Below are 22,384 nucleotides of genomic sequence, written 5' to 3'. Positions count from 1 at the left end.
CCCCTTGAAATGCTGATCAGTGCGCACAGGCATGCTTGAGTTCAATCAGAGTCACGCCGTTACGCTTGAAGCCGTGGCGCAGGTCGGTCTGCAACTCGGCCAGGCTTTGCGGCTGGGTCACGGTGCAGCCGAAGGCACGAGCGAGGGCGGCGAAATCCGGGTTGCGCGGCAGCACGCCGATGGGCTCGATGTCGAGGCCGAGCATGTCGTCGCGAATCTGCCCCAGGGCGTCGTTGTTCCACAGCAGCACCACCAGCGGGCTATCCAGTTCCTCGACAGCCGTTGCCAGTTCCTGGGCGGTGTAGAGGAAACCACCGTCGCCCACCAGCACCAGGCCCGGCCGTTGCGGTGCGCCGAACTTGGCGCCGATCCCGGCCGGCAGGCCGTATCCCAAGGTGCCGTAGCCAGTCGGGTGCAGCCAGCTGCGAATCGCCAGGCTGTCGAAGGCGTAGTTACCCGTATACGCAAGCTGGGTCATGTCGGTGCTGATGAAGGCGTTGTCCGGCAGCTCTGCGGCGATACGGTCGAGAATCGATTGATGGATCGACTGCAACGGGCCATGGCTGGCCTTGACCGCTTTGCGCAGGGTGGCGACCGAGGCAATCGCAGCACTGGCATCGCGCACGTCGGACGGCAAACGCTCAAGCAAACCACTGAGGGTTTGTTGGGCGTCGCCATGCAAAGCCACGGCGCATGGGTAGAAGTCGTTGAACTTGCGCGGGTCGATGTCCACTCGCAGCAGCTCGGCGTTGAGTGGCAAGCGTTCACGCCAGAAGTCGGTGTCGGCCATTTCAGTGCCGACCGCGAGCACCACGTCGGCCTCGGCGATCAGGTTCCAGCCCGGTTCTACGCACAGGGATGAACCGGCGCTCAACGGTGCATTCGGTGCCAACAGGCCCTTGCCGGCAACACTGGTGAACAGCGGCGCTGCGAGCTGGGTACTGATGGCTTGCAGCTGCGAAGCAGCATTCAGCGCACCGCCACCGGCAATGATCATCGGACGCTTGGCAGCATTGAGTCTGGCCACGGCCTGGTCCAGCGCAGTGGCGGATGCTGGACCACGACCCGGGCGACGCACCACCTCATTGCTCCAGTCACGGGCAATCGGCGCCGACAGCACGTCCAGCGGCACCGAGATGTGCACCGGGCGCGGCCGCTCGCTGTCGAACACCGCATAAGCACGGGCGATCAGTTCCGGCAGGTCTTCGGCGGTCAGCGCCACTGCGGAGAACGCAGTGATCGGTGCGGTCATTGCCCGTTGATCCTGACACTCGTGCAGGCTACCCCAGCCCTTGCCCAGGCTGGCGCTGTGGTTGACGCTGGAAATCACCAGCATCGGAATCGAGTCGGCGTAGGCCTGGCCAATGCCGGTGGCGGCGTTGGTCACGCCGGGGCCGGTGATGACGAAGCACACACCAGGTTTGCCGCTGACCCGGGCATAACCGTCGGCCATGAAACTGGCGCCCTGCTCATGGCGGGTCAGCACGTGGCGAATGCCACTGCCGGGCAAACCGCGATACAGCTCAAGAGTGTGCACGCCGGGGATGCCGAACACGGTATCGACGCCGTAGTTGGCCAACAGACGTACCAGGGCCTGACCACCGGTCAATGTTTTGCTTTGCATGTTCATGTCCTCACTCCTGGCCGAGGCGAATCAACGCATCGACCGCAGTCGTGCCTTGGGCACCGACCAACAATGGGTTCACATCGAGTTCCAGCAGGTGTCCGGCGTTCTCGCAGGCGTAGTCGGCCACGGCGCGGATGGCGGTGACCAAGGCGTCCTGGTCCGCAGGCTCGCGACCACGGAAACCTTGCAGCAACGGTGCGCTGCGCAGGCTGAGCAAGGCGTTGCGGATCGCGCCGTCGGTGGTCGGCAGCAACAGGCTGCGACTGTCCTTGAGCAACTCCACCAGAATGCCGCCAGCACCGATCACCAGGGCGAGGCCGAAATCGTTTTCGCGCTTGATGCCGACAATCAGCTCAGCCAGTGGCGGTTTGGCCATGGGTTCGAGCAACAGTTGATCGAACGCTACGCCCGGGGCGTAAGCGGCAATGCTGACGCGCATCTTTTCCAGCGCAGCGCTCAATGCCGCGCCATCCTTGAGGTTCAGCGCCACGGCGCCGGCCTCGGTCTTATGTGGCAGTTGAGCGCTGACCGCTTTGAGTACCAGCGGATAGCCCAATGCTTCGGCGTCCTTCAGGGCCTTGTCCGGGGTGCTCAATGCGCCGTTGGGCGTCGGCAAGCCAAAGGCTTTTAACGCCTGTTTGGAATCCCATTCATTGAGCAAACGCCCCTCACCTTCGAGCGCGTGCGGGCACAACGGCACCAGCGCCGATTCGCCCAGCGCCAGCAAGGCCTGGCGATTGCGCTGATAACCGGCGATGCGGCCCCATGCGGCCAACCCGTCCTCAACGCCCTGCAACGCCGCGACACCTTGGGCGTGCAGACGTTCACGGGCATGGGCCGGCAGCAATTCGGGGAAAGCCGAGGTGACAAAACCGGTCTTGCCGTGACGTTGCAGTGCCGCGCAGTACAACTCCATCAGCAGGTCGCATTCCTTGCGCTCGCCGGTGAACTCCGACGGGTAGTCGAGCACCAGCATGGCCGCATCGGCTTCGGTGCGCAGCGCGCTGTCGAGCATGCGATTCAAGGCTTCGCCGTCGCCCCAGATCGCCGTGGTGAAGTCCAGCGGGTTGACCAGATTGGCGTAGGTCGGCAGCACTTGCGCGAGTTCGCCGACCTGCCCTTGATCGAGTTTCGGCAGGCCCAGGTCGTTGCGTTCGGCGTAGTCGGCAATCAGCCCGGCGTCGCCACCGGAACAGGCCAGCGCGATCAGGCTGTTGCCCGCCGGCAGGTTGCCACAGGCGGCGGCCTTGAGGGTTTCGACAAAACTCACCGGGCCGCTGACGCGGATCACGCCGAGACGGTCGAACAGCGCGTCGTACAGTGCATCGGAGCCGGAAAGCGAACTGGTGTGACTCAAGGCCAGTTCGGCGCCGATCTGCGACACGCCGGTTTTCAAGGCGATGATCGGAATGCCCTTTTCCAGCGCCTTGTGCGCGGCGCGGGCAAAACCCGGCACATTCTTCAGGCCTTCCAGATGCAGGCCAATGGCGGTGACCCGAGGTTCGTCGAGCAACACGTCCATCAGTTCAGCCACGCCCAGTTGCGCCTGATTGCCCACCGAAGCCATGTAGGCCACCGGCAGCGAGCGGTCGCTCATGGACAGGTTGTAGGCAAAGTTGCCGCTCTGGGTCAGCACCGCAACGCCCTTCTCCACCGCCTTGCCGCCATGGGCCACCGGCCATAGCGCGGAACTGTGCAGGTAGTCGAGCAGGCCGTAGCAGTTGGGGCCGAGCAAGGCCATGTCGCCAGCGGCCTTGAGCAGTTGCTGTTGCAGGGCCTGGCCTTCGGCACCGGTCTCGGCGAAACCCGAGGCGTAGCAGATCGCGCCGCCGGCGTCGATGGCGGCCAGTTCGGCGACGCAGGTCAGGGTCAGCTCGCGGTTGGTGGCGATGAATACCGCGTCCGGGCCGCAAGGCAGCTCGGCAACGCTGCGCACGCACGGCACACCTTCAAGGCTGTCGTGTTGCGGATTGACTAGCCACATTTGCCCTTGGTAGCCGCCCTCGGCACAGCGCTTGAGGGCGCGCGCCATGCTGCGGCCGCCGACAAACGCCACGTGTTGCGGCGCGAGCATGCGTTTGAGGTTGTCACGAATGGTTTGGGACATGGGGATTCTCCGGGCCGATCAGCGCAGCAGCGGCCGCAGCAGCTCGCGGGAAATGATGTGGCGCTGGATTTCCGAGGTGCCTTCCCAGATCCGCTCGATCCGCGCGTTGCGCCAGATGCGCTCCACCGGACCTTCGTCCATCAGGCCCATGCCGCCGAAGATCTGCACCGCTTCATCGGCGGTACGGCCGAGCACTTCACTGGCGAACAGCTTGGCCATGCCGGCCTCGCCATCGGTCATGGTGCCCTGGTCCATTTTCCACGCGGTGTGCAGGGTCAGCAGTTCGGCGGCGCGGATTTGCGTGGCCATGTCGGCCAGTTTGAACGACACGCCCTGGTAAGTGCCGATGGGCTGGCCGAATTGCTTGCGGTCCGCCGCCCATTGCAAGGACACATCCAGTGCGCGCTGGGCCTGACCGACGCAGTTGGCCGCGACCATCACGCGCCCGGCGGTCAGCCAGGCGTTGGCCACGTCCCAACCCTTGCCGACTTCGCCCAACACTTTGCTGGCCGGCACGCGGCAGTCGTCGAAGAACATTTCGAAGGTGTGATAACCACGGTTGCTCACGCACTTGGGCCCACGGCGGATGGTCATGCCCGGGGTGTTGCGGTCGACCAGGAACGAGGTCACGGCGTTACGCTTTTTGCCGTTGTGTTCGTAGGTGTCGGTCACGGCGAAGACGATGGCGAAATCGGCATGGCCGGCGTGGCTGATGAAATGCTTGCTGCCGTTGAGGATGAAATCGTCGCCTTCACGTACGGCGCGGGTCTTGATTGCGTTGGCGTCGGAACCGGCACCCGGTTCGGTCAGGGCAAAGCAATCGATCTTTTCACCCTGGATGCACGGCAACAGGTAGTCGTTGATCTGGTCGCCGGTGCAGGCCATGAGGATTTTCGACGGCCGCGCGACGAACACGTGCAGCGCCCAGGACACCTTGGACAACTCACGTTCGATCAGCGCCTGGGACAGATAGTCCAGACCGCCACCGCCCACTTCTTCGGGCATGTTGAAGGCGTAGAAACCGGCGGCGATCGCCTTGCCGCGAATCTGCGCCGCCAGTTCCGGGGAGACCTCGTCGGCGCGATCGACTTGCTCTTCATAGGGCAGCAGTTCCTTCACGACGAAGCTGCGTACCGAGTCCACCAACATTTCTTGTTCTTGGGTCAGTTGGAAATTCATGCGGCTACCTGTTGTTCATGTTCTGGGAGATGGAGAGGAATCAACGACCGATGAAGCGTGCCGGGCGTTTTTCCATGGCGGCGCGCAGGGCTTCGTTGCCGTCTTCGCTGCGACCGCAAAGCAAACCGGCGGCGAGTTCGGCTTGCAGTTGTTCGGCAAGGCTGCGTTCGGCGCCTTCACGCATGAGTTTTTTGGTCTGGGCGAAGGCAAAGGTCGGGCCGACGGCCAGGCGTGCGGCCAGTTCGCTGGTGACCGTCAGCAGTTGATCGTCGGCACAGACATCGCCGACCAGACCGGCGTCGAGGGCACGGTCAGCGCCCCACAATTCATCGAGGAACAGCAAGCGCTTGGCCTGTTCGCTGCCGATCAGGCGTGGCAGGTGCCAACTGGCGCCGGCGTCCGGCGAGTACGCCATGCTGGTGTAGCCGGCCTTGAAGCGTGCCGATTGCCCGGCGATGCGCAGGTCGCAGCACAAGGTCAGGTCCATCCCGGCGCCGACCGCTGTGCCGTTGATGGCGGCGATGGTGGGTTTTTCCAGGCTGTGCAGGCGGGTCATCAGGGCGTGGGCGGTTTCGGTCCAGCCGTAGGTTTCCAGGGCTCCCCGGGCTTCGGCATCGGCCCATTCATCGAGGTCGGCGCCAGCGCAGAAGCTGCGTCCGCTGCCGGTGAGCACCACCACGCGCACCGCCGGATCGGCGTTGTAAGCGTCGAGCAGGCCGTGCAGGTTTCTCAGCGTCGGAATGTCCAGCGCATTGCGTTGGGCAGTGCGATTGAGGGTGATCCAGGCAACGCCTGCTTCGACCTGGCTGAGCAGCGACGATTGAGTGGTCATGGGAATCCTCGAATTATTGTGATGGGTCTGAGGTGATGCGACTTGAGGTCATACTAAACGAGTGTTCAGTAAGGCGGCAATCGGCGGGGAAATGGGCTGTAACAAGCTCAATAATTCGATAAGGCATTGGTTTTATTGGATTATTTCTAGAAGTGCGAGCGTAGACCGTTGGCGCTGTTACAACTTCGAACAACTGGTGACAGGAGGTCGGTCGCAAATCTACCGAACGCCGCAAACCCCTGTGGGAGCGAGCTTGCTCGCGATAGCGGTGAATCAGTCAACAGAGATGTTGAACCTGATGACGCCATCGCGAGCAAGCTCGCTCCCACAGGGGGAAGTGGTTATCTGGAGGTGTTATGCAGTCGGCAAGCTCGGCGCCAACACGCCCTGGCGCTTGCGATGGATCAGGAAGTACGCGCCATAGCACAGCGCAATGAATCCAAAGCCCCAATACAGCGACGGACGCTGGGTTTCATCCAGGGCCAGGAACACGAACAGCGAGCAGCACAGCGTGATGCACATCAGCGGCAACACCGGGAACCACGGTGCGCGGTATTTCAGGTCGCTGAGTTTGTTGCCGTCACGCAGCCAGGCCTTGCGGAACTTGTACTGCGCCAGCGCGATGACAATCCAGGTCACGGTGCCGGACATGCCGCTCACCGCCATCAGCACCATGAACAAGGTGTCGGCGGCGACGAAGCTGGTCATCAACGACACCAGCGCGAAGCACAGGGTGATGCTCAAGGCGCGCAACGGCACGCCACGCTTGCTCAGTGGCGACAGGCTTTTCGGTGCCATGCCGGTTTTCGACATCGCCCACAGGATGCGCGTCGAGGCATACAGGCCGGAGTTGCCCACCGAGAGGATCGCGGTGAGGATCACGAAGTTCATAAGGTCAGCGGCGTAGGGAATTCCGACCATGTCGAACACCTGCACGAACGGACTTTCCATCAGACCGGCCTGCTGCCACGGCACGATGGCCGACAGCACGATGATCGCCAGCACGTAGAAGATCAGCACGCGGAACACCACGTTGCGCACGGCCCGGGGAATGCTTTTTTCCGGCTGATCGGTTTCACCGGCGGCCACGCCCATGATCTCGCAACCCTGGAACGCGTAGACCACGGTCATCATCACGGCGAACACCGCCGACAGGCCGTTGGGAAACAACGAATCGCCGATCAGGTTGGTCGCCATCGGTGCCGGTGCGCCGCTGCTCAGGGGCATCACGCCGAAGATCACCAGCACGCCGACCACGATGAAACCGAGAATCGCCGCGACCTTGATCCCCGAGAACCAGTATTCAGCTTCACCAAAGGCGCGGGTCGCCATGGCATTGATACCGAACAGCACCACCACGAACAGCGCCGACCAGTACCAGATCGGCACCGTCGGGAACCAGCGGGTCATCAGCATGCCGGCGGCGGTGAACTCCAGGCCCACGGTGGTGGCCCAGCTCATCCAGTACACCCAGCCGATCATGAACCCGGTGGCCGGGCCGATGAATTTGGTGGCGTGGGTCTGGAACGAACCGGACACCGGCATCTGCACCGACAGTTCACCCAGGCAGACCATCACCAGGTACATCAGGAAGCCCGCGACCAGGTAAGCCAGGATCGCCCCCACCGGGCCGCCCTGATTGATGGTCACGCCGGAACCCATGAACAACCCGGTGCCGATGACGCCGCCCAACGACAGCATGAAGATGTGCCGGCTCTTGAGGGCGCGGGTCAGCTGTATGCCTTTGCGATCAGTGTTTTCGTTCATGTCGGCACCTCAGCAGTCGGTGAGGTGCGCAGCGCGCGACAGGACGTCACGGCGCAGGGAGGGATCAGCTTTACGGCAATTCATTATTATTATCTCCAATAAGCTTCGAAGACCGCGCTGCGGCGGTTGCGTCGATTATTGGAAAGCCATGTAAGTTCGCGTTGACCGTAAAGATCGAAGTTGTACAAAGTCGTAACAAACTTGTACGTCAGCTCTGCAACAGGCCTTCGAGGGTATCGAGCGAGTGCTGCAATTGCTCATCCAGTACCGGGCTCATGCGCCGGATCGCCGATTCATCGTTTGCCAGCGCCAGGGTCTCCAGCGCCCTCAAAGTGCTGGCCAAGGCTCGAAAACCCAGGGAATCGCAGCTACCGGCCAAGCGGTGAGCCAATTGCGCGACCTCTGTGCAATCGTCGGCGGCCATGGCTTCATGCAGCGCATCGCGGTGCTGCAGGATCGAGTCGCGCAGCACCGCCAGCAGCCCCTGGACTTTTTGCACACCGAGCAGGCTGCGATGGGTCTGCAACAGCGGCCAGTCCATTGCCTCATCGCTCGGCAGCGACTCGGCCACCGGCGCCTGCCCTTCCAGCACCTGGCGCAGGTTCTCCAGCTTCAAGGGCTTGGCCAGGACACCGTCCATCCCGGCCTCCAGATAACCGCGCACCAGTGCCGGTTGCACGCTGGCGGTCAGGGCGAAAATGCGTGTATGGCGGTTCGGCCCGTCGCTGTGGCGGATCTGCCGGCATAACTCGACACCGCTTTTTCCCGGCAAATGCACGTCCAACAGCATCAGGTCGAACACCTGTGCCGCGCAGTGTTGCAGCGCCTGATCCGCTTCTTCGGCCAGCCACACCCGATGGCCGTCCCGTTGCAGCAAGCCCTTGACCACTTCGCGGTTGAGCGCCACGTCTTCGACCACCAGGATGTTCAGTGCCGGCCCCGCCGCCCGCACCGGCGGGGCCTCAGCCACACCGCTGGCCGGCTGCAAGGACAGCTCGAACCAGAAGCAACTGCCGCGCCCCTCTTCACTGTCCACGCCGATGCAGCCGCCCATCTGCGCCACCAGATGTTTGCAGATCGCCAACCCCAACCCCGTACCGCCAAAACGCTGCGCGACTTCTTCGCTGGCCTGGGTGAACCGCTCGAAAATCTTCGCCTGCATCAAAGGGGCAATGCCGATGCCGTCGTCCGTGACACTAACCCGCAGCCGCTGCCCGGTCTGTTCGCCGGTTTCGCTGAGCAGCGCCACCTCGACACTGACTTCGCCGCCTTCGGTGAACTTGATCGCGTTGGCCAGCAGGTTGCTCAGCACCTGACGCAGAAACTGCTTGGCGCCGTGGTGATGCTCGGCAATGCGCTGATCGATGCGACAGCTGAGGATCGTGTCGTTGTTCAGCGCTCGTGGTTCCAGAAGTGTCAGCACCTCGTCGAGCAACTGGCGCAGCGAGAAATCCACCGGTTCGGGATGGCTGACGCCCTCCTCCAGTTTGGCGAAATACAGCACTTCGTTGAGGATCGTCAGCAAGCCTTCGCCGGCCTTGTGCAAGGCATCCAGGCGTTTGCTGTCCTGGGCATCCAGGCGCGCACCGCGCAGCAATTCGGCCATGCCGAGAATGCCATTGAGGGGCGTGCGCAGTTCGTGGCTCATGGTCGCCAGGAACCGCGACTTGGCGAGGTTGGCCGCCTCCGCCTCGTCTTTGGCGCGCATCAGGCTGGCGGTACGGCGCTCGACCATTTTCAGCAGCTCGTCACGGTTGTCCTGCAAGGCCAGGCGATCGGTTTCCCGGCGCTCGATGTCCCGCAGGATCGCCCGGCGCATATCGTCCAGGGCATGGGCCACGGTGTCGATTTCGTCGCTGCCGCGACGCTTGTCCAGGTGCAGGGGCTCGTGCCATTCACCAGCGGCGATGCGCCGGGCAAACTCGGCCATGACTTTCAGGTGCCGGGTCACCAGTCGATAAAACAAGCCCGACAAGGCAACGGCCAGACCGCAGAGGAACACCGCCATCCACAACAGGCTGGTCAAACCGGTGGCGTACAGACGCTGGTACACCGCCCCCAGGTCCGTGCTCACTTCCAGCTCGCCAAGGTTGCGCAACGGGCCGGACGGCGGTTGATAGTCCAAGGCAAAGCGCTCGATGCGCAGCGGTCCCGCAGGGTCCGGATTGCCTTGTACCAGGTCGAAATCGGCGCTGGTCAAGTGCACCCGCGCGACGTCGGAGAAGTCCACCAGCCCGCGCAACTGCACGTTCAACTGCTCCTGGTTCAAGTCCCAGAGGCTGCGCTCCAGGCTGGCCAGGTAGCCGGCGCGGATCAGTTCCATGCGCGAATCGATGTCGCGCATTTCCCGTCGATACTCGATGTACAGTTGCACGCTGCTGGCCAGCACGGTGAAGCACAGGCTGAACAACAGAATGAACAGCAACAGGCGCCGCAACAGTCCACCGGGACGGGCGCGAATCATTGCGCATCCGCCGGAAGGTTGATCATGTCGCGGTAGGTCACTTCGCTTTCGTTGAGCCAGCGCTCGATGTCACCGGCATCGACCATGCGCTGCAACTGCGCATTGATCTCGGGCATGCGAGCGGCCAAGGGCGAGCGCCGCGACACGGCAACCCGCAGATAGTCCACGCTCAATGCCTTGGGCAAGGCAACGATGTCCTGGCCGCCGGGCAGGTTTTCCACGTACAGCTGGCCGGTGCGTCGCTCCTGGGTGATGAAATCGATGCGCCCGCGAATCAGCTTGCCGAAGTTCTGGTGGCTGTCGGACACCCATTCGATATTGTTGTTGCGCGCGACCATGCGATCGAACTCCACGCCGTAGCTCTCACCGAACAACAGGCCGCCGCGGTAACGGGCCAGGTCGTCCAGTTGTTCGAATTTCACCGGGTGCTGGCGGTTGATGAACAACGCCACTTCTTCACGCAAGACCGGCACCGTCGAGAACAGCATGCTCTGCTCCCGTTGCGCGGTGCTGTAGGCCAGCACCACATCGACCCGGCCTTCGGCGGCGTCCAGCAGGCAGCGCTTCCAGTTGCCCAGCACGACCATTTCGACCTCGTAACCCAACTGGCCGAACAGGTTTTTCACCACGTTCGGCGCCAGGCCACGCACCTGCTTGCCATCGCTCCAGGAGATCGGCGGGTACACCGGGTAATCGCAATAGCGAACCTTGTCCGCCGCGGCGGCATGGCCGGCCACCAGCATCGCCAGCAGGCAAAACCATCGCGTCATCAGCTTCAGGCCGCCACGCTGGCGGTGAACAGGTAACCGGCGCCGTGAATGGTGATGATCAACTGGGGTTCGGCCGGATCGTCGTGCAACTTGCGGCGCAGGCGCCCGACCAGCACGTCGATGGAGCGGTCGTTGGGCACCCACTCGCGGTTGCGGATCTGGTCCATCAACTGGTCGCGGCTGAGGGTGTGGCCGCTGTTGCGCAGGAACACACTGAGCAACTGGTATTCGCCGTGGGTCAGCAGGGTTTCGCTGCCGGACGGATCGATCAGGCGACGGCGGTCGGTGTCCAGCGACCAGTCGGCGAATTGCTTGACTGGCTTGGCCACCGCGACGGCAGGCTGTGGCGTTTGCGCATGACGCACCCGGCGAATCAGGTTTTTCGCCCGGGACACCAGTTCCCTTGGATTGAGGGGTTTGATCACGTAGTCATCGGCGCCGCATTCGAGGCCGACGATGCGGTCGATTTCATCATTGCGCCCGGTGATCAGGATGATCCCGACCTCCGACCGCACCCGCAGCTCGCGGGTCAGGGTCAGGCCGTCCTTGCCTGGCAGGCGGATGTCGAGCATCACCAGGTCGACGCTCTGGCTGGCGAGGAAGGTTTCCGCCAGTTCCGCCGTGGCGGCGCAATGGACGTCGTAGCCTTCCTGTGACAGGTAGGCGTGCAGCAGATCGCGAATCAGCGGATCGTCATCGACGATCAATACCCGAGGAGTCATCGCTTGGTGTCCGGCATAGGCCCGAAGGCCAGTTTCTTATTAGAGTGTTTTCCTGCATCGGCGCCAGAGAGTATCGACTGCTGAACGACTGATCAACAGTCGCTCGTCTGCACGCAGAAGCGCTGGCGTCCGCCGGCCTGCAAACCATCGACCCAGGCCTCGCAAATCTGGATGCCCTGCTCCGGGGTGAAGGTGCCGGGGTTCAGCCCGGACTCCAGCCACAAGCCGTCGAGCAAGGCGCTGAGGCTGATGGCGGCGAGGTCGGCGTCGAAGTTTTCCCAGCCCTCCTCCCGGGCCAGTTCCGCCAGCACCTTGCGCAGGATGCCGCGATACTCGCCATAGGAATGATCGTGGGCCTGGTTAATGGCCTCGGCGGTTTTCACCGCGCCCCAGAACGCCAGCCACGCATCGATCAGTTGCGGATCGAGCAGCTCGGCGGAAAACGAGCCGCGGAAAAACGCCGACAAGCGCTCCCGGGCATTCGGCGCGGCTTGCTCCATGGCGTCGCGCAGCAAGGTCATGACCCGCCCGGTAATCGCCATGTAGGCCTCGGCCACCAGTTCGTCCTTGCCGGAATAGTGATGACTGATCAGCCCCACCGAGACCCCGGCCTCGGCGGATATCTTGCGGATCGACGCGCCCTGGAAGCCGTGACGCTTGAGGCACACCAGCGTCGCCTCGATCAGGTTGGCTTTGCGCAACTCCGGTTCCATGCGGGAAAAACGGGCTTCCTGATTCATGGGCGACATGCTCCTTGGTTCAATCGTTCAGACCCGCGCGGATAAGCGTTGGGCTGAACGACTGTACAGCAAGAGCGGGCCAAGTCTCTAGCCAGTTGCATATCTGAGAGGTTGTGGCGCCTGATAATCCGCCATCGCGAGCAAGCTCGCTCCCACAGGGTTAACGGGTGTACGCAAGATCTGCGAACAACCCAAACCACTGTGGGAGCGAGCTTGCTCGCGATGGCGTCAGTCCATTCAACACAGGATCTGGATCAGTCGAGATACCCCGGCGCCACCCGATCCAGCATTCTCAACAACGCCGCCCAGGCCAGTTGCATGGCATCCGGATCACTCAGCTCCCCCTCCTCCAACGGCCGCCCCGGATCATTGAACTGCCGTTCGGTATGCGCGCAAACCTCGTGGGACGGCAGAACGACTTCACCGGCGGCCTGGGCGGCCAGCTGGATTTCACAGGCTTTTTCCAGGTAGTACATGCGCAGGAACGCCTGGCTCACGGTCTCGCCGACGGTGAGCAAACCATGGTTACGCAGCATCAGCACCGATTTGTCGCCCAGGTCCGCCACCAAGCGTTGTTGCTCGCTCAGGTCCAGCGCCACGCCTTCGTAGTCGTGGTAAGCGACCCGACCATAGAACTCCATGGAAATCTGGTTCACCGGCAACAACCCGCACTTCAACGCCGCCACCGCGCAACCGGATTTGGTGTGGGTGTGCAGCACGCATTGCGCATCTTCACGGGCGCCATGGATCGCGCTGTGGATCACGAAACCGGCCGGGTTGACCGGATACGGTGAAGGCTCCACGGCGTGGCCATCAAGGTCGATCTTGACCAGATTGGAGGCGGTGATCTCATCGAACATCAGCCCGTAAGGGTTGATCAGAAAGTGATGTTCCGGCCCCGGAATGCGCACCGAGATGTGGGTGAAGATCAGATCGGTCATGCGAAAATGCGCAATCAAGCGGTAACAGGCCGCCAGTTCCTCACGCAGGCGCTGTTCGGTGGCGCTGCGCTCGGGGGCCAGGCGGGTGGCGATTTTATTCATTGTCGTGGTTCTCCAGGCTGATCGGCTGGGGCAGACAGTAAGGCTGGACGCTTGGACACGTCCAGCCGTCCATGCTTATTTGCTGGCCCAGGCGTTGAAGCGCTCTTCGAGCTCTTCGCCATGATCGACCCAGAAACCGACGTCCATCGACAGTGCGCCCTTGAGGTTCTGCGGCGCCGTGGGCACCCATTGCGCCAGTTTGTCGTCCAACCGTGCAGCGGCCTGGGTGTTGGTCGGGCCGTAGGGAATCTGCTGCACGTAGTTGACCTGGGCGTCCGGCTGGTTGGCGAAGGCGATAAAGCGCTTGGCCTGATCCACATGCCTGGAGCCTTTGATGATCGCCCAGTAATCCATGCCGTACAGGCTGCCGGGCCAGACCAGGCCGAGGTGGCTGCCTTTTTGCGCGGCGTCGGCGATGCGTCCGCTGTAGGTCGAGGTCATCACCACATCACCGGCGGTCAACCATTGCGGCGGTTGCGCGCCCGCCTCCCACCACTGGATGTACGGCTTGAGTTCAGTGAGTTTGGCGAATGCCCGGTCCACGCCCTGCGGGGTGCCGAGCACCTTGTAGACGTCTTCGGTCTTGACCCCGTCCGCCAGCAAGGCGAACTCCAGGTTGTACACCGCGCGTTTGCGCAGCCCGCGCTTGCCGGGGGTTTTCTTCACGTCCCAAAAGTCTGCCCACGAGGTCGGGGCCTGGGCCAGTTTGTCGGTGTCGTAGGCAATCGCCACGCTCCACACCAGCGCGGCGGAACCGCATTCCTGCGCCGCTTCGGGGATCAACTGGTCGGCGTGGCCCAGACGGGTCCAGTCCAGGCGCTCGTACATGCCTTCCTCGCAGCCGCGCATCAGGTCCGGGCCTTCGATCTGCACCACGTCCCAGTCGACGTTGCCGGTGTCGACCATCACTTTGATTTTCGCCATTTCGCCGTTGTATTCGCTCTGGATCACCTTGCTTTGATCCACAGCGGCGAAGGGTTGAAAGAACGCCACATCCTGGGCTTTTTGTCCGGCTCCGCCGTATCCGACCACCACCATGTCCGATGCTGCCTGAGCGCTGCCCAGGCCCATGGCCACGGACAACACCAAGGGATAAAAACCGTGCTTGAGCGTGTGCGATTTCATCAGTGGTTCCTCTTGCAGGTGCCACGGGACCCAAGGCCCGCGCAGCCCTTTTTTATTGTTGTGAGGTTTGGCCCTGGAGCGGGCTCGAGACGAAACTACTGCAAGGTTCAGTAAAAAAACAAGTTGATTTTTTACTGAAGGTAAATTTCTATAGATCAATAATAACAACGCCGAAACTCGGCCTTTCGGCTTCAGCCTGCCAGGAGTACCCGCCCCATGCCGACCTCGACACCCGCCTTCGCGCACCTGTTCGAACCCCTGGAGATCCGTGGCAAGCGCCTGAAAAACCGCATCATGTCCAGCGGGCACGACACCTCGATGCCCACCGACAACCTGGTCAATGAACAATTGATCGCCTATCACCGGGCGCGTGCCGAAGGCGGTGCCGGGCTGATCGTGCTGCAAGTGGCCGGCGTGCATGACAGTGCGCGCTACACCTCCCATGTGCTGATGGCCACCGACGATGCGTGCATCGCGGGCTATCGCGAACTGGCGCAAACCTGCCATGCCCACGGCACCGTGGTGTTGTCCCAGGTGTTCCATCCAGGGCGGGAGATCATGGAGTCCAGCGATGGCCTGCTGGCGGTGGCCTACTCCGCATCGTCGGTGCCCAACGAACGCTTCCGGGTGATGCCCCGCGCACTCGATCAGGCGATGATCGATGAGATAGTCGCCGGTTATGCCGCTGCCGCCCGCCGCCTGCATCAGGCAGGCATCGATGGCGTCGAGGTCGTGGCCAGCCACGGTTACCTGCCAGCGCAATTCATCAATCCGCGGGTCAACCAACGTACCGACGGCTACAACGGTGAGCTGGAGCAGCGTTTGCGTTTTCTGCGCGAAGTCATCGAAGCCGTGCGCGCGGCGACTGATGAGCAGTTCATCATCGGCCTGCGCATCTCCGCCGACGAGCGCGACCCGGAAGGCCTGACCGAGGACGAATCCCTGGCCGCCGTGCAGTCACTGCAAGCACAGCTCGACTACGTGCACATCGTCGCCGGCACCTCGGCGTCCCTTGGTGGCGCGGTGCATATCGTGCCGCCGATGGCGATCGAAGCGGCGTACCTGGCCAAGGAAGCCGGAACGTTCAAGGCCGGTTTGAACATCCCGCTGTTCGTCACCGGGCGCATCAACCAGCCCCAGGAAGCCGAACTGATTCTGGCTCGCGGTCAGGCCGATGTGTGCGGCATGACCCGGGCACTGATCTGTGACCCGCAAATGCCCAACAAGACCGACTCCGGCCGCGTCGAAGATGTGCGGGCGTGCATCGCCTGCAACCAGGCGTGCATCGGCCACTTCCACAAGGGCTTGCCGATTTCCTGTATCCAGCACCCGGAAACCGGGCGCGAGCTGATCTTCGGTGAACGCCGACAAGCGCCACAGCGCAAACGCATCATGATCGCCGGCGGTGGTCCGGCCGGGATGAAAGCCGCTACTGTCGCGGCCCAGCGTGGCCATGAAGTGACGCTGTACGAAGCCAGTTCGCAACTGGGCGGTCAGGTGTTGCTCGCGCAATTGCTGCCACGACGCGCCGAGTTCGGCGGCGCCAGCACCAACCTGCAGCGGGAAATGGAACTGGCCGGTGTGCGCGTGGTGCGCAATGCCCGGGTCGACCGGACACTGGTGGAGCAGGAAAAACCGGACGTGGTGATCGTCGCTACCGGCGCCGAGCCCTACTGGCCACCCTTCGAGCGTGGCGGTGAGTTGCAGGTGGTGGACGCCTGGCAAGTGCTGCGCGATGAAGTACGGATCGGCCGTTCGGTGGTGGTGGTCGACTGGCGCTGCGACTGGATCGGCCCCGGTATCGCCGAACGCCTGGTGCGCGCCGGGCACCAGGTGCAACTGGCGGTCAACGGCACCCATTGCGGAGAAAACCTGCCGCTGTACGTGCGCGATCAACTGGCCGGCGAGCTGCACAAGCTGGGTGTGCCGATCACGCCGTATGCGCGGTTGTATGGCTGCGATGACAACACGGTGTACCTGCAACACACCGCCAGTGGCGAACCGATGCTGATGGAGAACATCGACACGCTGGTGCTGTGCCAGGGTCATCAACCGGTGGATACCCTGGGCGCTGAACTGCAAGGGCTGGTGGAGTTTCGCCGCATCGGTGACTGCCTGGCGCCGCGTACGGTCGAAGAAGCGATTTATGAGGGACTGAAAGTCGCGTGGGAGCTTTAAGGCTGTTTATACTCCGGGGCTTTTACGGCTCACACCGCCCCAGTAGGAGTGAGCCTGCTCGCGATAGCGTCAGTACATTCAACATCAATGTTGGCTGACCCACCGCATCGCGAGCAGGCTCGCTCCTACAGGGGATGCGATCCTCCTCCCGGTTCGGAACTTTCCATGAGCAACAACAGCAAGACCCCGCCCGCATCAGGCAGCGCCGAACCGCATTTTCTCGGCACGCGCATTCGCGGCCTGCGCAAGCGCCGGGGCATGACCCTGGCGGAACTGGCGCAACAGAGCGAACTCACCGCCGGCTACATCAGCCAGCTGGAGCGCAACCTCGCCTACCCGTCGATTCCGGCGCTGTTCAACATTGCCCGCAGCCTCGGCGTCACCATCCAGTGGTTCTTCGCCAGTGAAGCGGTCACCGCGCCCGAAGACGATGGCGTTGTGGTGCGCAAGAACAGCCGCCTCAACGTGCATTACGAAGACGGCATCGTCGACCAGTTGCTGACGCCGCAAGCCAACCGCCAACTGGAAATGCTCCACTCGCGTTTCCCGCCCGGCACCTACAGCCAGCAAAGCTACAGCCACGACGGTGAAGAAGCCGGCTACTTGCTCTCGGGGAGTTTCGAGTTGTGGGTCGGCGAACGCCATTTCCAGCTCAATGAAGGCGACAGCTTCAGCTTTTCCAGCCAGGAACCGCACCGCTACGGCAACCCCGGCGATGTCGATGCGGTGGTGATCTGGGTGATTACCCCGCCGACGTTCTAACGTCGGCTGCGACCGTTTGACTGAGTGGTACTCGCACGCTTGAGGGTGTCGCTCGGTAGCTCGTTGAACAACGCGCGGTAGCTGCTGGAAAACCGCCCCAGATGCCAGAACGACCAATGCATGGCGACTTCAGCCACAGTGGTTTGCGTGGGCGTGCGGCTGAGCAATTCGCGGCGCGCGCTGTTGAGTCGGCGCAGGCGCAGCCACTGGGTCGGCGACATGCCGGTGTAGGTCTTGAACGCATGCTGCAACTGGCGCAGTGAAACCCCGGCAACCTGGGACAACTCCAGCAGGTTGAGGTGCTCTTCCGGGGTGTCCGCGGCCCATTCCCCTACCCGTTTCATGATCGACCGCTCCCCGGCCCGACGCTGCAAGGACCCCTGATCGAGGCCGACACAGGCGTTGTCGAGGATGAACAGGCAATCTTCCAGCAGTTGCTGGGTCAGCGCTTCGCGGCTCGGTGGATCGAAGGTCTGCGACAGTCGCGTCAGGGTCCCGCTGAGCCAACGGCAGAACAGCGCGTTCTGCTGGGAGTTGAGCGGTGCCATGAACAGCCCTTCAAGCCTGGCGATGTCCAGGCTGTGGCGCTTTACAAACTCCGGCCCGAACACCACGGCGATTTCCTGGTAGTTCTCCGGGGTGATCCAGATGTTGCGGCTTTCGCCATTCAACACGTACAGCGCGTTGTCGCCGCGATCGAAACAGAACGACAACGAACCCTGGGGCGCGCTGAAATTCTGCTCGACCCGGGTGTTCATCGACTCTTCGTAAATCTCCACGCCCTGTAGATCCAGATAGCGCACCAGGCCTGCGAAATGCCCCGGCGACATCTGCTGGTATTGCTGCACCCAGCCCGGCGTGGCGCGGATTTGCTCGGCGACATCGGCGGTGTTGAACGCTTGGACCTGGAGGGAATTGGAACCTGTCATGGGGCGACCTTACGCACTCTTTTGGTGCGCTTTGTGCTGCTTAAAGTGGATAGATGGAACTGCAAGGCTCGCACAAGATAGTCGTCAACGCGCTACAGGGGAAGTGTCCGGCGGATGAAACCGGTCTCTCCTGGCGTTAATAAAACCAATAACGAGGTCTTTATGAATGTCCCTTTCGATCAGCTGTTCACTTGGCTGAAAGATCACAAGATTACCGAAGTCGAGTGCGTCGTCAGCGACCTGACCGGCATTGCACGCGGCAAAATTGCACCGACCAACAAGTTCCTGCATGAGCGAGGCATGCGCCTGCCGGAAAGTGTCCTTCTGCAAACGGTAACCGGGGACTTTGTCGACGACGACATCTACTACGACCTGCTCGACCCGGCCGATATCGACATGGTCTGCAAGCCGGACGCCGACGCCGTCTACGTGGTGCCATGGGCCATCGAGCCGACTGCCATCGTGATCCACGACACCTTCGACAAGTTCGGCAACCCGATCGAACTGTCGCCACGCAACGTGCTGAAGAAAGTCCTGCAGTTGTACACCGACAAAGGCTGGCGGCCGATCGTCGCGCCGGAAATGGAGTTCTACCTGACCCAGCGCTGCGAAGACCCGGACCTGCCGCTCAAGGCGCCAATGGGCCGTTCGGGCCGTGCCGAAAGCGGTCGTCAGTCGTTCTCCATTGACGCGGCCAACGAATTCGACCCGCTGTTCGAAGACGTCTATGACTGGTGCGAACTGCAAGGTCTGGACCTCGACACGCTGATCCACGAAGACGGCCCGGCGCAGATGGAAATCAACTTCCGTCACGGCAACGCCCTGGACCTGGCCGACCAGATCACCGTGTTCAAGCGCACCATGCGTGAAGCGGCGCTCAAGCACAATGTGGCGGCAACCTTCATGGCCAAGCCGGTCGGCGACGAGCCTGGCAGCGCCATGCACATTCACCAGAGCGTGGTGGACATCGCCACCGGCCAACCAATCTTCGCCGATGCCGATGGCAACATGAGCGAGCTGTTCCTGCATCACATTGGCGGCCTGCAGAAGTACATCCCGAAAGTGCTGCCGATGTTCGCGCCGAACGTCAACTCGTTCCGCCGCTTCCTGCCGGACACCTCGGCACCGGTGAACGTCGAATGGGGCGAAGAGAACCGCACCGTCGGCCTGCGCGTGCCGACTTCAAGCCCGGACGCCATGCGGGTCGAGAACCGTCTGCCGGGCGCCGACGCCAACCCGTACCTGGCCATCGCCGCCAGCCTGCTGTGCGGTTACCTGGGCATGATCGAGCGCATCGAGCCGAGCGCTGCGGTACAGGGCCGCGCCTATGAGCGTCGCAACCTGCGCCTGCCGATCACCATCGAAGACGCCCTGACCCAGATGGAAGAGTGCGACACCATTGGCCGTTACCTGGGCAGCAAGTTCGTGCGCGGCTACGTCGCGGTCAAACGCGCCGAGCACGAGAACTTCAAGCGGGTGATCAGTTCGTGGGAGCGTGAGTTCCTGATGCTCAGCGTTTAACGCCCTCGCTCCCCCAAGGGATCACACATCCCCTGTAGGAGCGGGCTTGCCCGCGAAGAGGCCAGCGCATTCAACATCTCCGTTGACTGACAGGCCGCCATCGCGAGCAAGCTCGCTCCCACAGGTAGCGTGAACACCTGAAGAATCCAATAATTCCAAGAAGGTATCGATATGCGTCTTTTGAAATCCGTAGTCCCGGTCGCGCTGGCGGTCTTGTTCAGCGCCGTTGCCCAGGCCCAGCCACAGGTCAGTGTCTACAACTGGACTGACTACATCGGCGAAACCACCCTCGTCGACTTCCAGGCCAAAACCGGGATCAAGGTGATCTACGACGTATTCGATTCCAACGAAACCCTGGAGGGCAAACTGCTTGCCGGTCGTACCGGGTATGACGTGGTGGTGCCGTCCAACCACTTCCTCGCCCGCCAGGTGAAGGCCGGCGCGTTCCTCAAGCTCGATCGCGAGCAACTGACGAATTTCAAGAACCTCGACCCGAAACTGCTGGCGCTGCTGGAGAAGAACGATCCGGGCAACTCGCACTCGGTGCCGTACCTGTGGGGCACCAACGGCATCGGCTATAACGTCGACAAGGTCAAGGCTGTGCTGGGCATCGACAAGATCGACTCCTGGGCCGTGCTGTTCGAACCGGAAAACATCAAGAAGCTCAGCGCCTGCGGCGTGTCGATGATGGACTCGGCGGACGAAGTGTTCCCGGCGATGCTCAATTACATGGGCATGGACCCGCGCAGCGAAAGTGTCGAGGACTACAAAAAGGCCGAAGCCAAGCTGCTGCAGATCCGCCCCTACATCACCTACTTCCACTCCTCCAAGTACGTCTCGGACCTGGCCAACGGCGACATCTGCGTAGCGTTCGGTTACTCGGGCGACGTGTTCCAGGCCGCCAACCGCGCCAAGGAAGCCAAGAACGGCGTGAACATCGCCTACGCCATTCCCAAGGAAGGCGCCAACCTGTGGTTCGACCTGCTGGCCATCCCCGCCGACGCCAGCAATCAAAAAGAAGCCCACGCCTTCGTCAACTACCTGCTGGACCCGCAAGTGATTGCCAAGGTCAGCGCTTCGGTCGGCTACGCTAACCCGAACCCGGCCGCCAAGCAGTACATGGACCCTGAACTGGTCAACAACCCCGAGGTTTATCCGCCCCAGGAAGTCCTCGACAAACTCTACATCTCCACCACGCCGCCGCAGTCGATCATGCGCCTGATGACCCGTTCGTGGAGCAAAGTGAAGTCCAACAAATGAATCAGTACACCAAGGAACACACCCACTCCTATTACGCAGCGTCCGCCAAAGGTATGAGGCAGCGTCCCGCGCTGGCCTCGGACCTGACGGCCGATGTCTGCGTGATCGGCGCGGGTTTCACCGGCATCAACACCGCCATCGAGCTGGCTCAGCGCGGTCTCTCGGTGATCCTGCTGGAGGCCCGGCGAATTGGCTGGGGCGCCAGCGGGCGCAACGGTGGCCAGTTGATTCGTGGTATCGGCCATGACGTCAGCGGTTTCGCCAGGCACATCGGCGCCGATGGCGTGCAATACCTGGAACACGCCGGGAACGAGTCAGTGCAAGTCGTGGCCAATCGGATCCGCGAGCACGGTATCGATTGCGACCTGAGCTGGGGCTTCTGCGAACTGGCCAATACCCCGGCCCAGTTCAAGGCGTTCAAGGCCGAGCAAGCGGAACTGATTGAATCCGGCTACGCCTTTGAAACCCGACTGGTCGCGCCGGAGCAAATCCGTGAGCAGGTGGTGAACTCCGGTGTGTATGCCGGTGGCCTGGTGGACATGGGCTCGGGGCATTTGCATCCGCTGAACCTGGTGCTTGGCGAGGCGCAAGTTGCCGAATCCCTGGGGGTGCGGATTTTCGAACAGAGCCCGGTGCTGGAGTTGATCCATGGCAGCACGGTGCAGGTCCGTTGCGCGGGTGGCACTGTGAGTGCAGACACCTTGGTGCTGGCTTGCAATGCCCATCTGGAAGAACTGGAACCGAAGCTCAGCGGCAAGGTGCTCCCGGCGGGCAGCTACATCATCGCCACCGAGCCGTTGTCGGAAGACGCCGCCAGGCAACTGATCCCGCACAACGTCGCGCTGTGCGACCAGAAGGTCGGCCTGGATTACTACCGGCTCTCGGCTGACCGGCGCTTGCTGTTCGGCGGTGCCTGCCACTACTCCGGGCGCGATCCTTCGGACATCAGCGCCTACATGCGCCCGCAGATGCTCAAGGTGTTCCCGCAACTGGCCGATGTGCGCATCGACTATCAGTGGGGCGGCAAGATCGGCATCTCGGCCAACCGTTTCCCCCAGGTCGGGCGCCTGAGCCAGCACCCGAACGTGTTCTACGCCCAAGGCTATTCCGGCCATGGCCTGAACGTGACCCACTGGTGCGCGAAGTTGTTGGGCGAAGCGATCCATGCCGGCCACAGCAAAGGCTTCGACGTGTTCAGCGCCGTGCCGCACATGACCTTCCCCGGCGGACGCGCCCTGCGTTCACCGTTGCTGGCCCTTGGCATGTTCTGGTATCGGATGCGCGAAGTGCTGGGTTGACCACCGGGTGCCTGAAACGAGTTGTCTCTCGCTTCAGGCGTGCCGGCAGGTCAGGTGGGG

At 62.5% G+C, this 22,384-nt stretch carries 17 protein-coding genes; 5 read left to right on the top strand and 12 right to left on the bottom strand.

The window, feature by feature from the left end; translation table 11 throughout:
- Positions 1-16: 16 nt before the first annotated feature.
- The 11 genes from AABM52_RS14160 to AABM52_RS14110 all read right to left on the bottom strand — a co-directional run bounded on the left by AABM52_RS14160 (position 17) and on the right by AABM52_RS14110 (position 14,376).
- Positions 17-1,624 (bottom strand): 5-guanidino-2-oxopentanoate decarboxylase, encoded by a 1,608-nt coding sequence (locus AABM52_RS14160; protein ID WP_347912624.1) that lies wholly within the window; start codon positions 1,622-1,624, stop codon positions 17-19.
- 10 nt (positions 1,625-1,634) lie between these two features.
- Complete coding sequence (locus AABM52_RS14155) at positions 1,635-3,734, bottom strand: acetate--CoA ligase family protein (protein WP_347912407.1); 2,100 nt, start codon at positions 3,732-3,734, stop codon at positions 1,635-1,637.
- A gap of 18 nt (positions 3,735-3,752) precedes the next feature.
- Positions 3,753-4,913: an acyl-CoA dehydrogenase family protein gene (locus AABM52_RS14150; protein WP_347912405.1), complete on the bottom strand. Its 1,161-nt coding sequence runs from the start codon at positions 4,911-4,913 to the stop codon at positions 3,753-3,755.
- A gap of 40 nt (positions 4,914-4,953) precedes the next feature.
- On the bottom strand, positions 4,954-5,745 hold the full coding sequence (locus AABM52_RS14145) for an enoyl-CoA hydratase-related protein (protein WP_347912403.1): 792 nt from the start codon (positions 5,743-5,745) through the stop codon (positions 4,954-4,956).
- Between the two features lie 354 nt (positions 5,746-6,099).
- Complete coding sequence (locus tag AABM52_RS14140; RefSeq protein WP_347912400.1) at positions 6,100-7,512, bottom strand: amino acid permease; 1,413 nt, start codon at positions 7,510-7,512, stop codon at positions 6,100-6,102.
- Between the two features lie 208 nt (positions 7,513-7,720).
- The gene (locus tag AABM52_RS14135; RefSeq protein WP_347912398.1) at positions 7,721-9,976 is read right to left on the bottom strand and encodes an ATP-binding protein; all 2,256 of its coding nucleotides are present in this window, start codon (positions 9,974-9,976) and stop codon (positions 7,721-7,723) included.
- Positions 9,973-10,746 carry a transporter substrate-binding domain-containing protein gene (locus tag AABM52_RS14130; RefSeq protein ID WP_347912396.1) on the bottom strand — a complete coding sequence of 258 codons (774 nt, stop codon included), beginning with the start codon at positions 10,744-10,746 and terminating at the stop codon, positions 9,973-9,975. The genes AABM52_RS14135 and AABM52_RS14130 overlap by 4 nt, the downstream gene beginning before the upstream one ends.
- A 5-nt stretch (positions 10,747-10,751) precedes the next feature.
- Positions 10,752-11,468 carry a response regulator gene (locus AABM52_RS14125; protein WP_347912395.1) on the bottom strand — a complete coding sequence of 239 codons (717 nt, stop codon included), beginning with the start codon at positions 11,466-11,468 and terminating at the stop codon, positions 10,752-10,754.
- Positions 11,469-11,560: 92 nt separating this feature from the next.
- Entirely contained in the window at positions 11,561-12,208 is a 648-nt protein-coding gene (locus tag AABM52_RS14120) for a TetR family transcriptional regulator C-terminal domain-containing protein (RefSeq protein WP_110659255.1), read from the bottom strand.
- Between the two features lie 254 nt (positions 12,209-12,462).
- Positions 12,463-13,251 carry a class II aldolase/adducin family protein gene (locus tag AABM52_RS14115; RefSeq protein WP_347912392.1) on the bottom strand — a complete coding sequence of 263 codons (789 nt, stop codon included), beginning with the start codon at positions 13,249-13,251 and terminating at the stop codon, positions 12,463-12,465.
- A 75-nt stretch (positions 13,252-13,326) separates the two neighbouring features.
- Positions 13,327-14,376 carry an ABC transporter substrate-binding protein gene (locus tag AABM52_RS14110; protein ID WP_347912391.1) on the bottom strand — a complete coding sequence of 350 codons (1,050 nt, stop codon included), beginning with the start codon at positions 14,374-14,376 and terminating at the stop codon, positions 13,327-13,329.
- Between the two features lie 216 nt (positions 14,377-14,592).
- Between AABM52_RS14110 and AABM52_RS14105 the strand changes: the two genes are divergently transcribed.
- Both AABM52_RS14105 and AABM52_RS14100 read left to right on the top strand, forming a co-directional pair.
- The gene (locus AABM52_RS14105) at positions 14,593-16,554 is read left to right on the top strand and encodes an FAD-dependent oxidoreductase (protein ID WP_347912389.1); all 1,962 of its coding nucleotides are present in this window, start codon (positions 14,593-14,595) and stop codon (positions 16,552-16,554) included.
- Between the two features lie 165 nt (positions 16,555-16,719).
- A complete protein-coding gene (locus tag AABM52_RS14100; RefSeq protein ID WP_056725067.1) occupies positions 16,720-17,316 on the top strand; it encodes a cupin domain-containing protein in 597 nt (198 codons plus the stop codon).
- Here AABM52_RS14100 and AABM52_RS14095 read toward each other — a convergent pair.
- Positions 17,313-18,245 carry a helix-turn-helix domain-containing protein gene (locus tag AABM52_RS14095; protein ID WP_347912386.1) on the bottom strand — a complete coding sequence of 311 codons (933 nt, stop codon included), beginning with the start codon at positions 18,243-18,245 and terminating at the stop codon, positions 17,313-17,315. The genes AABM52_RS14100 and AABM52_RS14095 overlap by 4 nt on opposite strands.
- Before the next feature lie 162 nt (positions 18,246-18,407).
- Between AABM52_RS14095 and AABM52_RS14090 the strand changes: the two genes are divergently transcribed.
- From AABM52_RS14090 to AABM52_RS14080, 3 genes are all read left to right on the top strand, one after another.
- On the top strand, positions 18,408-19,766 hold the full coding sequence (locus AABM52_RS14090) for a glutamine synthetase family protein (protein ID WP_347912384.1): 1,359 nt from the start codon (positions 18,408-18,410) through the stop codon (positions 19,764-19,766).
- Positions 19,767-19,937: 171 nt separating this feature from the next.
- A complete protein-coding gene (locus tag AABM52_RS14085) occupies positions 19,938-21,026 on the top strand; it encodes a polyamine ABC transporter substrate-binding protein (protein WP_347912383.1) in 1,089 nt (362 codons plus the stop codon).
- Positions 21,023-22,324 (top strand): FAD-binding oxidoreductase, encoded by a 1,302-nt coding sequence (locus AABM52_RS14080; RefSeq protein ID WP_347912381.1) that lies wholly within the window; start codon positions 21,023-21,025, stop codon positions 22,322-22,324. The genes AABM52_RS14085 and AABM52_RS14080 overlap by 4 nt, the downstream gene beginning before the upstream one ends.
- Positions 22,325-22,384: the final 60 nt, after the last annotated feature.

It is taken from the genome of Pseudomonas grandcourensis (assembly GCF_039909015.1).
GTDB lineage: Bacteria > Pseudomonadota > Gammaproteobacteria > Pseudomonadales > Pseudomonadaceae > Aquipseudomonas > Aquipseudomonas grandcourensis.
This window is presented reverse-complemented; position numbering and strand designations above follow the sequence as displayed.